The organism is Vallitalea maricola, assembly GCF_036985595.1.
GTDB classification, from domain to species: Bacteria; Bacillota; Clostridia; order Lachnospirales; family Vallitaleaceae; genus Vallitalea; species Vallitalea maricola.
The window spans coordinates 1-15,474 of record NZ_BTPU01000036.1 but is presented as its reverse complement, the minus strand read 5'-3'; the positions used below and the strand labels follow the sequence as shown (position 1 = coordinate 15,474).

Genomic DNA, 15,474 nt, shown 5'->3' with positions numbered 1-15,474 from the left:
TTATTTGTCATGCTTTCTATAAGCGTATATTAATAATTGGTTAAATTATTCTCCATAACCAAAGCTACTGTACCAATAAAAGAAGCACTTGCCATGAAAGTTGAAGGTTTTAATTGTACCTTATTCTTTCTCTCATTAAAAAATGAGGATTCCTGCATCTTATCCTTTAATCGGTCTATAACCATATCTTGATATGAATTCAAGTCACCACCAATAATAAAACAGTCTGTATCATAGGCACTTTGCATATTACAGATTGCAACTCCTAGGTAATCAGCCATTCTCTCGATAGCTTTTAAGCAAATCTTATCCCCTTTAGCTACTTTATTTAATAACTCAATCCAGGATAAGTCTCCGCCTCCCTGTTCTTTGACCCATTTAGTCACAGCCCTAGTACTACTATATTTTTCAAGGCAACCTCTTTGTCCACATTCACAAGGAATTCCATTCATTTCTACAATACTGTGTCCAATGATACCTGCTAATCCAGAGGAACCGGTGAATAATTTTTTGTTGATTATTACACCTCCTCCTATACCAGAAGAGATTCCAATGTAGATAAAGTTATCAATTTGACGATTTTCACCAAAATATACTTCAGCTAGTGCTGCTACGCACATGTCATTTTGCAGATATACTGGAAGATTGTATCTATTCTTTAGAATTCCAACTATATTCAATTCATGAACATTATTAAAATCAGGAGGATTCAGGATAATACCATCACTGACTAATAAAGGTCCTGCACAAGATACACCAATTCCCCATATGTTATCTTTGTATCGACTTTGAATGAGCTTATCACTTAACATGAAAATACTATCTATTAACATTTCATTACTTTTAATTTCGTTCAAAGATATATTCTCTGTCTGTAATATCTGCCCTTTCAGATTAATAATACCAACTTGCAAAAAATCACGACCTATGTAAATACCCATTGTCAATAATGAATCATTGGAGACATCTAGATTAGTTCGTTTTCTACCTCCAGTAGATTTTGCTTCACTACATTCCCATATTATATCTTTTTTGATATACTCATTCACAATTGCAGTAACTGTCATTTTACTTAATCCAGTTGTCTTACTAAGCTCTATTCTTGAAATAGGACCTTTTGTTATTATATCTTTCAAGAGGACGTATTTATTGTTACTATTCATATCTTTATGATTTAAACCAGCCATATAATAGCTCCTTATAATATAATTAATATAAATTCTTTATACATTAATCCTTGTATATTCTTTTAATAATCATATTATAATATTGATTTCTATATGAGTCAATGACTTTTTAAATATTATTTACTAAGTTCAATAATTTAACTAGTAAATAAAAACTTCCTTGATATTATGATCAGTTTCTATTCATATATTAAAAAGTAGTAATTCATTCGAATATAAAAATGAACCTCTAATTTGTTATATTTTGAGGTTCATTAGGTAAATACAATTTATTTGTTAGTATAAAATTAAATCATTTAGTTTATTTGACATATATAGATTAACAATCTTTTTTTCATTAAATGTCTTCATCTGCATATTCAAGAAAAATGACCTTTTCAGGTATAATCACTGCATTTGCTTTCCAAATACTCTTATGTTTCAATTCATTTAACTGTGAAAGATTTTTAATTAATATAGTAGGATATACAATATTATCAGCTTTTGTAAAAACATTCTCTTTAGTATCAAATATAATATCCACATATTCATCTTGCCTTGATATATAACCTACATCTTCCCCATCTAATATTGCTTTATCAAATCTCAGCATTCTTATTTTATTACTATAACTATCATCTACACATATTATCTTATAATATCCATCTTGTAATGTAAAATTATAATCCATATTTTCACCGTCATCTATGTAGAAGCATTTCACAATCTTAAATATACTTTCAGCGTTAGCTGGTATAGGATTATCACCCCACAAACTAACCTTTACTATATTTTCATCAGATATAGTTTCATCGTCTGCCATACAATCGTAATTTTCAGTAAATCTGCTTATATAGTGAATCGTGTGATTAATGTAATTGATTCTCGCATTCCTTTGGAATTTCTGTCTATTTTCTATATAGTAGTCTATAACACCTTTTATATCACCTGCTTCTTCAATGACTTTTTCAAAAGTTTTTAGGGAATCATCATTGCCTACAATAAAATTATCTACCATAATCTTTGATAAATCGTTATCTGCGATTATTTCTTCTGTAGACTTATGCTCATTATTTTCTTCATCAAAATCATAGTGATATCTAGTATGTGTTATCAAATGCTCTTTCCCTGTTTCATCATAAAAGTATTTTATGTAGTCAGTGTCATATTTTTTGTATCCATCTATTTTATTTACTGTATTTATCACTTTGTATTTCATGTCAGGGTTAAGATCATAAGTTGATTCTATGATCTCATTACTAAAGCCACCATAAGTTCCTTTGATAAAATTTATATCTTCAATTGAAAAATTGACAGCTAGTTTACTATATCCATTTTGTTCTTCTATTACAAAACCATCCTCATAGGAGAATTTACTATCTTTAGTAGCTCTTAGATCAGTTAAATAATACTTGTAATCATTATTTTCCAACGTAACAAAAACAACTGTTCTATAATCATCTTCATCAGTATAAGTAACAATAATGGTATCAAGTTCATTATCACCAGTAAAATCTATATGATGCAAAACATAATTATCATAGTTAAAGTTTTCACCTTGCATTTCACAATAAGCCAAACCAAAGGTTTCATCATCTAGTAGATATTTTTTTATAGCATCAAAGTTTTTAAGTTTTTTATCTACTTGTTTTTGTACTGTCATTCCATTATTTTCGATCCATTTGGTTGACTCATTTGATGTATGTTTATCATTCTCTTTGGTTATATTCTGGTCTTTCTCCTCTTCAATACTATTTTTCTTTTTACTTGCTTCTTTATCATTAATATCTTGTTTTTTGTCAGGCTGTTCTGCTTTATCTTTATTTTCATCTTCTGAAGTTTGTTGTGATACCTGAACCTGAGCTTCTGATTTCAATTGTTCTTTTGCTGAACAACCAATTAAAACTAGCATTAAATTGAATATTAATAATAAGCATGATATTTTTTTCATATTTTCCTCCTATTACGTTGCACCAGAAATTTTATTTTCTGGTTTATCTTGTTTATAATCTGATTTTAACAGTTTTTACTTTATTTCTAGTATAAATGATGTAATTGGAAAAAACAACAAAAATATTACAATTGTAGTCTTTTTTTATTTTCTTTCTGTAGTTTAGATTTTCATAAGATTGAAGTACGTTCTAGAGAATTAAGGCATATTATATATTAAATCTATGTAAAAGGATAAGTACTATGTATCATTATTATAAAGAATATCCATGTCCTTACTGTGTTGATATACCAATTTATGATCCATATGATATGTTTTATGATAAGTATCCATATCCTTATTGGGATGATACTTCAATCTATACTTCAGAATTAGGATTCATTGAATTGAGAGATTATGGACCAGAACCATATGTAGTTGATATTGAGGAGGCTACTAGACAAAATGAAACTTATCGTACAGCTTTATGGACAGGCGACAATTTACAAGTAACTTTGATGAGTATTGATGTTAGGGATGATATAGGTTTAGAAGTCCATCCAGATGTCGATCAATTCATACGTATTGAAGAAGGTGAAGGACTTGTTAGAATGGGAGATAGTAAAGATAAGCTGGATTTTCAAAAAAGAGTTTATGATAATTATGCAATTATGATACCTGCAGGTAAATGGCATAATGTAATCAATACTGGTGACGAACCTCTTAAATTATATTCTATCTATGCACCACCTGAGCATCCATTCGGTACGGTTCATGAAACTAAGGAAGATGCAGAAGCTGAGGAAAGCTATAGCTAGGTATATACTCATAAAGATATCCAAAAATTAGTAAAACCCTCAAACATCGCTGTTTGAGGGTTTTTATATTAGTGATATATTAACTATATAACTTTTATTTTACCAAGAACCTCCACGATGATAATTATAATACAGCTCATTATCTTTAACCACAATTGATGTTACCAACCTAGTAGTCTTACCAATAAACTCACTTTCTCCAGTTTCTGTATTATACTTAATATATTCTACACAATTCTCTTCACTAGTAGGCATCATATAAACAATATATTTATCAAATACTTCATATCTATCATTAAAGGGGATTATGCTTCCTGTTGATATTTTCTCATTTACATTTTCACAACTTCTATATAGGCACGATTTTTGATCAATATAATAGATATGTTCATAATTAAAATGGTAACTAATATCTTGAAGTATTTCATTACAGTTATCTGCAATTTTAATTTTATTACCACTAATTATGTCAAATTTTATCAACTCATCATTTGTAGTTATATATAATATATAATCATTTAAGTTCTCAGCCTCTATGTCAACCAACATACAAAAAGGTGAAGTATTTGCGACATTATACATTTGACCTAATTTTACGTTATCAGCCAATTGTTCCTTTATATTTATATCATTTAAGCTAACCTTCATCAATCTGTTATCTGTAGTTATATAATATAATTCATTATTATATTCCCATAGTATTTCAGCACACTCAATAGAAATTAACTGTTCTTCTTTTGTAGTTATATTATATATTTTTAACTTATCGGTATCATCTACAAGAGTAACTATCCTTTCATAATCTACTACATTAAATATGAAATCATTAGGTACATTATTATAAATTCTTTGCTTTTCATGAGTTACCATATTACTTCTATATAAAGACATATCTGAACATTCTATTCCATAAACCCAGCAACCCCAAACCTTTGTTCCAGTATAATGAATATTATCGAATATCGGGGTAATGTTATCGTTATCCTTGTTATAAACGTATACTATTTCATCCCATCCTGTATAAGAGGTAAATATACCACACCTTTCATCATCATGAATCACTTTTCCTGGCAATTGTCCTGTAATCGGTTTTATTGATAAAAGGTTGGTAAAAGTCTTTGAATTACAATAATAAATATTTCCTTTTCCACTAAACATAAAGTCCATTTCACTAATGAGGCGTACGTATTTACCTTCTGTAATATCATTTGTTATTTTATATATAATATTATATCTATCATATTTTAAATAGTAATATATCTCATTATTAAGTTTAATTATTTGACCTACTTGTGTTTCTGAAAGTAAGACTATATTATTGCTACCAAATTTCATTCTATAAAAGCTATTAGTAGTATCCGCAAAATATATATACTCTCCAATAATTTCATATGTTTTTACACATTTATCCATCACTTGGCTGTGTTTAGATTTTTTATAGCAATATAAAATATCAGAATCTGGTACTTTATAATATATTTCATCGTCATTAAAAACTCTTACTTCACTTACCTTAAAGTCTGTAATACGTTTTTTAATACCATCTTCTCTACAAACAATATATACATAACGATCGTCTTCATTTATATAAGCAATTAACTTATCTGAATAGTCATATTGATAAACATTATCTTTTATACTACTTATTATTTTCTTTTCTTTACCAATTTTCTTTAAATTCATAAAGCTATTTACAAAATATCCAGAATCCATATAAATATTAGGCTCTATATATTCAGGATATCTATAATAATAAAATTCATCGCAATTTTCTAATGTGTTTTTATACATAATATGATTGTCATATATAGCCCAATCATCATATAAAAATATTGATACTTTATTAAACGGATATTGTTCCATTATTTCTTGTCCATTTATTAAATCATTTATCTCAATTGAAATGTTCACTGAATCATAATCGTAATCACATATGTAGTTTAAATGAGTATCAGTTATTTTTATAGAGGTTGCATTTTTTGCTATTACAGTGTTTTCACCAGTATTTTTATTGCATAATATTATATAATTATTATCATTTATGACTGGAAGTGCTAGAATAAGATATTCATTTATAACTTTATAGTCAATATAATTCATAGAACTTACAGTATCGTATATAACTTCGTAATCCATCCTTTCACAAGCTTTTCTATAGATTGAATTTTTACTTGAAAAGTAAATCCAATTATTCGTAAATCTATAGATTGGATTATCAATTACATCTTTAAAACTATTATCATCATAAATAACAATCGTACATCCTTGCTTATTTACCCATCCTTCTTGTTCATTATTTATAGTAATATGATACCAGACGTCACCCTCATCATCTTTTATAATATCTATTATTTTATATTCCTTATTTTTTTCTAACTGTCCAATTTCACCACTTGTTTTATCTAAAGAGCATCGTATAGATATTTGTTCTAATTCAGTCCTAACATAAATTCCTTGAAATTTTTGAATTGGTTCTAAATATTCACCGAATGCCCATCCTTCATATGTCTCACCATATGGTCCTCTTTCAAAAATATAATACCAATAATTTTCCTTTCCATTTACTTCAAATTTATCTTTTGTATGTCCAATTACATTGAGATAAGTATCCTTTATAAAAAAATCAACTGTTCCACGCTCTTCATCATATAATGAATGTTCTATGCTTTTTGCCTTGATATCAGGTTTTTTTCTAAACTTAACATTAGACGTTGCAATAACACTTTCGCTTTTAGCTATTACTTCATAACCATCAACTAAACATATTTCATTTTCTTTATCTATTGAAGAATATCCATCACTTTCATCTTCGCTATAAGTTGATATCATTTTTGAATCTATAGTTTTACTATATTCTTGTTTCAATTCTATATTTGCCGTATCATTTATATTAGTATCTCCTACAGATAAGTCTTCAGCAAACTCATTATCTATTTTGGCAATATTATCAGAATTATCCTTAGTTGTAGTAGAACATCCAGCTAAGAATAAAATCAAAAATATTATCATAAACAATCTTTTCATAGACATATCCCCCTTGTAATTACTATTTTTTATGCAGATATCAGTATCTCAGATTTATCTTTTCCCGATACCACAATATTAATATTACTATTTTTTAACTTATTTGTCTATGATACCAGCTAAATTAGCTTTACTAAAATTTAAATAATTTCACTCGTTTCCAATTACTTAAAAATCCCCCAAACACAAGTGTTTAAGGGATTGTAAGTTTTGAAATATTATCTTTTTGAGAATTTGTCATCCTTATTTTACTGCGTCTATCTAACTTTTGTTAGTACTTGTTAGTTATTAGTAAAGGGTTACACGCATTCAAAAGTATGATTTCTATCTGTGAATGTGTATCTTCGTATTCAAATAAATAATATTGATATGAGTTTGGTAGTTGTCTATCATTACAAACTGCCTACCTCTAAAATGTATTTGTATGTATAGATTAGTAGCTTTTTGGGAATTGTAGTACATCTTTTTATCCTTCTTTTTGCCTTGAATTCATAGTTGCTTGATGTCTAGTTCATTTACATGGCAATACAAAGGAATAAATATTCCATCTTTAACCATCTGATTTCTTCTCACATTATTTATGAATATAAGGGCATCAGTTATTCCTATATCCTCCACTAAGGTAATCCTCACATGCTTTTACTTTGTCCTTATACGAGTAAGGAGATCTGGACATAAAAATAATACCTCCAAAGTAGATTTTGTTATTTGCCGTGTCTACTTTAGAGGTATCATATCATTTAAGGCTCCTATGTACTAATCAGTATTTTATAATAGCCTATTACTTTTTTATTTTATAATATATCTGTGACCAACCTTTTGGTATTCTTCTATTTAAGTAAACAGTGATTATATCACCGTTATTTAGTTTTCCTATTATTTTACCATCAGTAGAAGGTTTAGCTCTAACATTTAAATGACTATCTTTATCTTTTAAAACAACTTCTGCTAGCCAACAATTCCCTCTATTGGGTTTTTCTTTCAAATACTTTGATGCAACATAAGCAACAACAGTCTTATATTCACTATTTTTTTCAATACTTGCTGCATATGTTGGTATAGTGGTTGTAATTATAGCAACCATAAGTATTACATAACATACTTTTTTCTTCATAAATCTTCCTCCTCTTAAATAATTAGTATATTGTATACAATACACCGATGAAATACGTTAATATATTGTTGTTAAATTTTTCTATGATATGACATATTTTTCTCAACAGATGTCCCTTGGATAATTGGTCTAAATAATTATAAACGAACCTTTTTAGATTCCTGGAGTTCATCATTTACATAATAATATATTTTTATGGTACGTGCCCCAGAATAAAGTTGATATCTTTCGATAAGGTAATTCGTATAATCATTTGCACTATAAGTACCAATACAGTCCCCATTGTAATCATAAACTACTACTTTAAATCGTAATTCTCTATATATGTGTTCTGCATTAGTTTTCATACGTACTATTAATCTACCTGTATCATGGTTAAAAGAATAATCATAAATCATATTATTGTCAATAGATCTTAGAACAAGGTCATTAAAATCATAGCTTTTAGCATAAGTGTTAAATGTAAATAAGGTCAATACAAGAGTCAAAGATAAAGCCATACTAAGTAATTTTTTCATTATTATTCCTCCTATTGTTTTAATTACTTCGATCGAAGTAATTAAATTATATCATAAATATTTTGATAATAATATATAATATTCTTAATAACAGTATACTTTTTATATATTTAATAAATATATAAAATATTCTTAAAATAATAATTTAATAGTACGTATATTTAATTAAATTAAAGTGCTATATTTGTTATCTTTTAATATTAGAGCAGTTTCAAACTCTAAATTTCAGTTACAGACAATAAGCCTTATAAATATGATAATTATTATAGGGATAATTTTAAGCCTATCATAGAACAACTTGGATTTAAAAACAAGGCATACCCTCTTGCTACATTAATAAGTAATGCTGGTGATGATACTATTGCTCTTCAAAAAATTATTGGTCACGAGAGTTATCAAACTACATATATACTCATAAAGATATTGCGGAATTAAAAAGAGCTATAGAGCTTATTTAATTTTTTATATTTTTTTGTTAGTTACCTGTTAGTTATAAGTAAAATTTTGTACGTTTTCACAAATTCTTATGCATACAAAAATCCCCCAAACACAAGTGTTTGAGGGATTGTAAGTTTGAAATATTATCTTTTTGAGAATTGAGGTGCACGTCTTGCAGCCTTTAATCCATATTTCTTTCTTTCTTTCATTCTTGGATCTCTTGTTAAGAAACCTGCTTTTTTAAGAGCTGGACGGAATTCATCGTCAGCTTTTAATAAAGCTCTTGAAATTCCGTGACGGATAGCACCAGCTTGTCCAGTGAATCCACCACCATGTACATTAACAATAACATCAAATTTATCTGTTGTATGAGTTAATTCTAATGGTTGGCGTACTGTAACTTTTAAAGTTTCAAGTCCACAGTAATTATCTATATCTCTTTTATTAATTGTAATTTTACCTGTTCCAGGTACTAAATATACTCTAGCAACACTATGCTTTCTACGACCTGTGCCATAATATTTTAATTGTGCCACTTGTATTCCTCCTTTCAGTACGAATCATTTAGTTTTTGATTTCTAATACTTCTGGTTTTTGAGCTTCATGTTTATGTTCTGAACCTCTGTATACACGTAGTTTTTTAAGCATTTTTCTTCCAAGTTTGTTCTTAGGAAGCATACCTTTTACTGCATGCATAACTACTTCTTCAGGTTTATTCTTCATCATATCTTTGTATTTTATTTCTTTTAAACCACCTGGATGTCCAGTATGATATCTGTATAATTTTTGGTCTAATTTCTTTCCTGTTAATACAACTTTATCTGCATTGATAACTACTACGTTATCACCAGTATCAACATGTGGTGTATAGATAGGCTTGTTTTTTCCAATAAGTACTCTTGCTATTTCAGATGATAAACGTCCTAAAGTTTGACCTTCAGCATCTACTATATACCATTTTCTCTCAACTGCTTCTGCTTTTGGCATAAAGGTTTTCATCGAGTTCCCTCCTTATTCAGTTCGATTTCTCATGTATTATCAAAATCCGGGGCTAATGGATTTTAATCTACAAACTCACGCTTCAATATTATAGTACATCCAACCTAGTGTGTCAAGTGCTTTAAAGAAATTATCCACATTTTTATACGTTTTTTTATATTTATCCACAATTCTTATATATTCATATTGGAAATTGTGGATAAAACATCATTTTATTGGGTTTATACTTTATTATAATCCCCTTTAGCCATAAGAGCTGCTACTATTGCTGTTATAGGAATAGATATAATTAGACCTATTGTACCAGCTAAAGCTCTAACTATTTCTGTCGAGATCAATTCCATATTAACTATATCAACTAAGGTCATGTCATTTACCATAAATAACAACATTAAACACATTGATGTACCTGCATAAGCTAAAATAAGGGTATTTGACATGGTACCCATTACGTCTTTACCTATATTCATTCCTGATTTAAATAGTTGTCCAACTGTCATTAAAGGATTGTTATCTTTTAACTCTTTTATTGATGAAGATATGGACATACAAACATCCATTACCGCACCTAGGGTACCAAGTAGAATACTTGCAAACAATATTCCTTTAAAATCAAGATGCATTGATTCTGTAGAGTACAAGAGCATCTGAGATTCTGATGTCTCAAGTCCAGATAGATTAGCATAATATCCAATTACAAGTGATATGGTACCTGCTATTATAACACCTGATAAAGTTCCTGCTATAGCCGCTATAGCTTTTTTATTAAACCCACCAATAACAAACATAGTTATAATCGTTACTACAATAGATACCAATATAGATGTAACAACGGGATTCTGACCGTTTATTATACCTCTCAGCATATAATAAACACCTACAATAGTAATACCTAATGTAAATAGTGTCTTAACACCTTTTATTCCACCCACAATAATGGTCAATAATATAAATGCTATAACCAGATAAATTAGATACTTGTCCCTCTTGACATTGGTTATATGACCTTGCAGTATATTTCCTTCTTCATCACGTTCAATACCAACATACAGCTCGTCTCCAACTTTTGCATCAAAACTATTAGCCATTATGCCGTCTACCGTATTGTATACTTCTATTAACTTTCCTTTTTCTTTACCTTTAGTAAGTTTTACCTTCAATACTTGTACTTTTTGTATGTAATCTCCACCTGATGTCTCTAAGGTTTCATATTCATCTTTTATAATTGCAATAACTTTACCCGGTATTACTTCTTCTTTATATACTTCCTCATCATATTCCTTGTTTGAGTCAGTTGCTTGTACACTACTTGTAAATAATCCAAAACAGAGTATCGTTGCTATTACAAATAATAATTTTTGTTTCACAGTAACTTCCTCCTTTCATCATCTAATCATAGTTAATCTTTATTAGAGTTAATCCTTTAGCTGGAGCAGTTGCCCCTGCTTTACTTCTATCTTTTGAGTCTATAATATCTATAATATAATCGGGCTCAATCTTTCCTCTTCCAACATCTATTAATGTTCCTGCAATAATTCTAACCATATTGTATAAAAAGCCATTGCCATTAATACTAATGGCAATCATTTCATCCTCAACGGTAACTTCACATTTATAGATTTCCCTGACAGTAGTTTTAACGCTACTTCCCGTTGAACAAAAAGCTTTAAAATCATGTTCACCTATAAAGTATTTGGCTGCTTTTTTCATCTTATCTATGTCTAAAGATTTATGATAAAAATGAGCATATCTATTGTGTTGTGGCAATGGAAATCTAGAGTTGTATATTCTATACTCATATGTTTTATTTTTTGCATTATATCTTGGATGGAAACTACTAGTAACCAATTTTGCATCCCTTATTACTATATCCTCGGGTAAATAAGCATTTATTGCATAAGGTATTTTATTTATAGGTATTGATGTTTCTACTTTTAATACAATAATTTGACCTAATGCATGAACACCTGTGTCGGTTCTGCTTGCACCGACTATTTTTATTTCCCGGGAAAACAATTTCTGACAAGCTTCATAAATCTTTTGTTCAATAGTAATTGCATTTTTTTGAACCTGCCATCCACAATATTTTGTTCCATCATAAGCTACTACTAGCATAATATTGCCCATTTATTTTCACCTTCAAGTTGTTTTATAAAATTACCATACTAATTAAAGAATAATAAGTATAGTAATGTAAACTACCAATACAATCAATGCGACTAGATCATATTTGGTATACTTTAGTTGTTTCATCCTTGTTCGTCCTTCTCCACCTCTATAACATCTAGCTTCCATAGCTAATGCTAGATCATCTGCTCTTCTAAACGCAGATATGAATAATGGTACAAGCAAGGGAATAAGACTTTTAGCTCTTTTTACAATACCACCTGATTCAAAATCAGCTCCTCTAGCCATCTGAGCCTTCATTATTTTATCAGTCTCTTCTAACAAAATAGGTATGAATCTTAATGCTATAGTCATCATCATAGCTATTTCATGAGCTGGTACCTTTATTTTTTTCAATGGATTCAATGAGTACTCTATACCATCTGTAAGTTGTATTGGTGAAGTAGTAAGGGTAAGTATTGAAGAACCAATTATTAGAAAAATAAGTCTGATAGCCATCAATGCTGCAAAATACAGTCCTTCCTTATATACTACAACACTTCCTATATTAAAAAGTTTCTCTTCTCCAGTGGTAAAAAACAAGTTCAATACAACTGTTAAAATAATTATAATAAATATTGCTTTCAACCCTTTTAACATAAATCTTAGAGGTACTTTTGATATAATTATTACTGCTCCTAGATATACAAATGCCACAATATATCCCCAAACATTACTAGCAATGAACAAGGAAATAATAAAAGCAAGGGTCCCTAATAATTTCATTCTTGGGTCTAATTTGTGTATATAAGAATTAGCAGGATAGTATTGACCAATAGTTATGTCTCGAATCATATTTTCACATCCTTACTAATAGCATTCATAATCTCATCGTATGCTTCTTGAATTGTAGTTACTTCGTTGGTAACAAGAAAACCTTTTTTCTTAAGTTCTTGCATCAAGTAGGTTACTTGAGGAACACCAAGTCCCATTGATTCTAATTCTTCAATATGATTAAATACTTTCTTTGGTATGTCATCGTATCTTACTTTGCCTTCATCCATTACTATAATACGTTCTACGTATTTTCCTACATCTTCCATGCTGTGAGATACTAGAATGACTGTTATACCTAGTTCTTCATGTAATTTAGATATCTCATCAAGTATTTCATCTCTACCTCTAGGATCAAGACCAGCTGTTGGTTCATCTAGAATTAGTACATCTGGTTTCATAGCTAGAACACCAGCTATAGCTACTCTTCTTTTTTGCCCTCCTGATAATTCAAAAGGTGATTTTTCATAGGTTTCTTCTCCTAATCCTACAATACTTATCGCTTCTTTAACTCTTTTATCAATTTCTTCTTTTTCCAGCCCCATGTTAGTAGGTCCAAAAGCCACATCTTTATATACACTCATTTCAAATAATTGATGTTCTGGGTATTGGAATACTAGTCCTACTTTTTGTCTTATTTCTCGCAAAGGCTTTTCTTTACTATGTATATCTATATTATTAACGTATACATTTCCACTAGCAGGTTTTAATAATCCATTGAAATGTTGAATTAATGTAGATTTACCAGAACCTGTATGTCCAATAAGACCTACAAATTCCCCCTCTTCTATTTCTAGAGATACATTATCAATAGCTTTTTTTTCAAAAGGTGTATTCTGACTATAAATATATGTTAAGTTATCTATTTTAATTGACATAGTGCATCAACCATTTCCTTTACATTAAGTATATTTGCCGGTATATTAATATTATTTTTTTTGAGCATATAAGTCAGTTCTGTTACTTGTGGAACATCAAGTCCTAATGTCTTCATCTGCTCTACCTGTGTAAAAACTTCATCTGGAGTTCCTTGTAATGCTATCTTACCTTCATCCATCACATATACTCTATCTGCTTCTATAGCCTCTTCCATGTAATGTGTAATAAGAATAATCGTTATATTTTCACGTTTGTTTAATTCCTGAACAGTTTCAATTACTTCTTTTCGTCCAGAAGGGTCTAGCATTGCAGTCGGTTCATCTAATATAATACATTCAGGTTTCATAGCTAAAACTCCAGCAATTGCTATTCTCTGCTTTTGTCCACCTGATAGTTTATTAGGTGAATGGGTACTATATGCTTGCATACCTACAGTATCCAATGCATTATCTACTCTTTTTCTTATTTCCCCTGGCTCTATTCCTAGATTCTCAGGTCCAAAGGCGACATCCTCTTCTACTACAGTAGCAATTATCTGATTATCAGGGTTCTGAAATACCATTCCTGCGGTTTGCCTTATATTCCATACATCGTCTTCTTTTTTTGTATCCATACCTTTTACCCATAGAGTACCCTCTGATGGGGTTAAAAGGGCATTTAAATGCTTAGCAATAGTAGATTTCCCTGAACCATTATGCCCTAGTATGGCTATGAATTCTCCTTTATGGATATCTATATCCACATGGTCAAGGGCTCTATTTAATTCTTCTATTTCACCCATATCATTATGGGTATGATATTCATATACCAAACCTTTAGATCTAATCATTTCCATTTGTCACACCACCTGTTGCTATATTATCATTGTCAAGTAATATAGACTATTATAAACATTAATCTCTTTTATATATTGAATGTAAACATCTATACACCTATTCAATAAGTTCAATATATTTACCTTGATTTTATAAATTGTACAGAACTAATTAGCTGGCTCTATAGCAATTATTCAATTCAACTTATATATCTCCTTAATACTCAGTATTATCGAAATATAATAGTATAGAAATTGAATACTTATAATAGTATATATTACCCTACCTTAAAACTCAACACAATTAATTTATTTATCTTTAATTACAAATAAGGGATTAAGTGCACATATGCCTTAATCCCTATATTATTTACTAATGCAAAATTACACTAATTCAATAATTACTTCTTCTGCACCGTCACCTCTACGAGGTCCTATTTTAATAATTCTTGTATATCCACCATTTCTATCAGAATACTTTGGAGCAATCTCATCAAATAACTTATCTACTAAGTTAACTTGTTTAGTATTTGCTTTTTTACCAGCATTCTTTACAGGCACTTCTTTTACTGGGTATAAAACCTTAAGCATTTGTCTACGTGCGTGTAATCTAGTAGCGCTATCTTTTTTAATTGTTTTTTCGATATTTTCAAATTCAGTAACTTTTTTACCATCTACTACTGTTTTCACTCTTTTTCCATCAGCAGTTTTCTTAGGTACTTTTTGAGTTACAGTTACTGTTTCATAATTATCTTTTTCCTTTACGGATAATGCTATTAATTTTTCAGTAATTCTACGAACTTCTTTAGCTTTACTAACTGTAGTTCTAATTTG

At 29.3% G+C, this 15,474-nt stretch carries 15 protein-coding genes; 1 reads left to right on the top strand and 14 read right to left on the bottom strand.

The window, feature by feature from the left end; genetic code table 11:
• Nucleotides 1-29 precede the first annotated feature (29 nt).
• Entirely contained in the window at nt 30-1,187 is a 1,158-nt protein-coding gene (locus tag AACQ14_RS12095) for an ROK family protein (RefSeq protein ID WP_339363849.1), read from the bottom strand.
• A 337-nt stretch (nt 1,188-1,524) separates the two neighbouring features.
• The gene (locus AACQ14_RS12090; protein ID WP_339363848.1) at nt 1,525-3,117 is read right to left on the bottom strand and encodes a hypothetical protein; all 1,593 of its coding nucleotides are present in this window, start codon (nt 3,115-3,117) and stop codon (nt 1,525-1,527) included.
• Nucleotides 3,118-3,359: 242 nt separating this feature from the next.
• Between AACQ14_RS12090 and AACQ14_RS12085 the strand changes: the two genes are divergently transcribed.
• Complete coding sequence (locus tag AACQ14_RS12085) at nt 3,360-3,914, top strand: cupin domain-containing protein (RefSeq protein ID WP_459112799.1); 555 nt, start codon at nt 3,360-3,362, stop codon at nt 3,912-3,914.
• A 99-nt stretch (nt 3,915-4,013) separates the two neighbouring features.
• Here AACQ14_RS12085 and AACQ14_RS12080 read toward each other — a convergent pair whose 3' ends face one another.
• From AACQ14_RS12080 to AACQ14_RS12025, 12 genes are all read right to left on the bottom strand, one after another.
• Nucleotides 4,014-6,938 (bottom strand): SH3 domain-containing protein, encoded by a 2,925-nt coding sequence (locus AACQ14_RS12080; RefSeq protein ID WP_339363847.1) that lies wholly within the window; start codon nt 6,936-6,938, stop codon nt 4,014-4,016.
• A 489-nt stretch (nt 6,939-7,427) separates the two neighbouring features.
• Nucleotides 7,428-7,556: a hypothetical protein gene (locus AACQ14_RS12075; RefSeq protein WP_339363846.1), complete on the bottom strand. Its 129-nt coding sequence runs from the start codon at nt 7,554-7,556 to the stop codon at nt 7,428-7,430.
• 163 nt (nt 7,557-7,719) lie between these two features.
• Entirely contained in the window at nt 7,720-8,052 is a 333-nt protein-coding gene (locus AACQ14_RS12070; RefSeq protein ID WP_339363845.1) for an SH3 domain-containing protein, read from the bottom strand.
• Between the two features lie 137 nt (nt 8,053-8,189).
• Nucleotides 8,190-8,570 carry a hypothetical protein gene (locus AACQ14_RS12065; protein ID WP_339363844.1) on the bottom strand — a complete coding sequence of 127 codons (381 nt, stop codon included), beginning with the start codon at nt 8,568-8,570 and terminating at the stop codon, nt 8,190-8,192.
• A gap of 581 nt (nt 8,571-9,151) precedes the next feature.
• Nucleotides 9,152-9,544: a 30S ribosomal protein S9 gene (gene rpsI / locus AACQ14_RS12060; protein ID WP_113672502.1), complete on the bottom strand. Its 393-nt coding sequence runs from the start codon at nt 9,542-9,544 to the stop codon at nt 9,152-9,154.
• A gap of 28 nt (nt 9,545-9,572) precedes the next feature.
• Nucleotides 9,573-10,007, bottom strand: a complete 435-nt coding sequence (gene rplM / locus AACQ14_RS12055; protein WP_113672503.1) for a 50S ribosomal protein L13 — start codon at nt 10,005-10,007, stop codon at nt 9,573-9,575.
• A 221-nt stretch (nt 10,008-10,228) separates the two neighbouring features.
• A complete protein-coding gene (locus tag AACQ14_RS12050) occupies nt 10,229-11,374 on the bottom strand; it encodes a YibE/F family protein (RefSeq protein ID WP_339363843.1) in 1,146 nt (381 codons plus the stop codon).
• Nucleotides 11,375-11,396: 22 nt separating this feature from the next.
• A complete protein-coding gene (truA, locus tag AACQ14_RS12045) occupies nt 11,397-12,134 on the bottom strand; it encodes a tRNA pseudouridine(38-40) synthase TruA (RefSeq protein WP_339363842.1) in 738 nt (245 codons plus the stop codon).
• 42 nt (nt 12,135-12,176) lie between these two features.
• On the bottom strand, nt 12,177-12,968 hold the full coding sequence (locus AACQ14_RS12040; RefSeq protein ID WP_339363841.1) for an energy-coupling factor transporter transmembrane component T family protein: 792 nt from the start codon (nt 12,966-12,968) through the stop codon (nt 12,177-12,179).
• The gene (locus tag AACQ14_RS12035; protein WP_339363840.1) at nt 12,965-13,825 is read right to left on the bottom strand and encodes an energy-coupling factor transporter ATPase; all 861 of its coding nucleotides are present in this window, start codon (nt 13,823-13,825) and stop codon (nt 12,965-12,967) included. Before AACQ14_RS12035 ends, AACQ14_RS12040 begins: the two co-directional genes overlap by 4 nt.
• Nucleotides 13,810-14,661 carry an energy-coupling factor transporter ATPase gene (locus AACQ14_RS12030; protein WP_339363839.1) on the bottom strand — a complete coding sequence of 284 codons (852 nt, stop codon included), beginning with the start codon at nt 14,659-14,661 and terminating at the stop codon, nt 13,810-13,812. Before AACQ14_RS12030 ends, AACQ14_RS12035 begins: the two co-directional genes overlap by 16 nt.
• Before the next feature lie 363 nt (nt 14,662-15,024).
• Nucleotides 15,025-15,474 (bottom strand): bL17 family ribosomal protein (locus AACQ14_RS12025; protein ID WP_339363837.1); only part of this gene is annotated, 450 nt, incomplete at its 5' end.

Coding starts and splice junctions, on each gene's coding strand:
- AACQ14_RS12030 (WP_339363839.1), bottom strand. CDS start 14,661: ATGGAAATGATTAGATCTAAAGGTTTGGTATATGAATATCATACCCAT.
- AACQ14_RS12035 (WP_339363840.1), bottom strand. CDS start 13,825: ATGTCAATTAAAATAGATAACTTAACATATATTTATAGTCAGAATACA.
- AACQ14_RS12070 (WP_339363845.1), bottom strand. CDS start 8,052: ATGAAGAAAAAAGTATGTTATGTAATACTTATGGTTGCTATAATTACA.
- AACQ14_RS12040 (WP_339363841.1), bottom strand. CDS start 12,968: ATGATTCGAGACATAACTATTGGTCAATACTATCCTGCTAATTCTTAT.
- AACQ14_RS12065 (WP_339363844.1), bottom strand. CDS start 8,570: ATGAAAAAATTACTTAGTATGGCTTTATCTTTGACTCTTGTATTGACC.
- AACQ14_RS12090 (WP_339363848.1), bottom strand. CDS start 3,117: ATGAAAAAAATATCATGCTTATTATTAATATTCAATTTAATGCTAGTT.
- rplM (WP_113672503.1), bottom strand. CDS start 10,007: ATGAAAACCTTTATGCCAAAAGCAGAAGCAGTTGAGAGAAAATGGTAT.
- AACQ14_RS12080 (WP_339363847.1), bottom strand. CDS start 6,938: ATGAAAAGATTGTTTATGATAATATTTTTGATTTTATTCTTAGCTGGA.
- AACQ14_RS12095 (WP_339363849.1), bottom strand. CDS start 1,187: ATGGCTGGTTTAAATCATAAAGATATGAATAGTAACAATAAATACGTC.
- AACQ14_RS12085 (WP_459112799.1), top strand. CDS start 3,360: ATGTATCATTATTATAAAGAATATCCATGTCCTTACTGTGTTGATATA.
- truA (WP_339363842.1), bottom strand. CDS start 12,134: ATGGGCAATATTATGCTAGTAGTAGCTTATGATGGAACAAAATATTGT.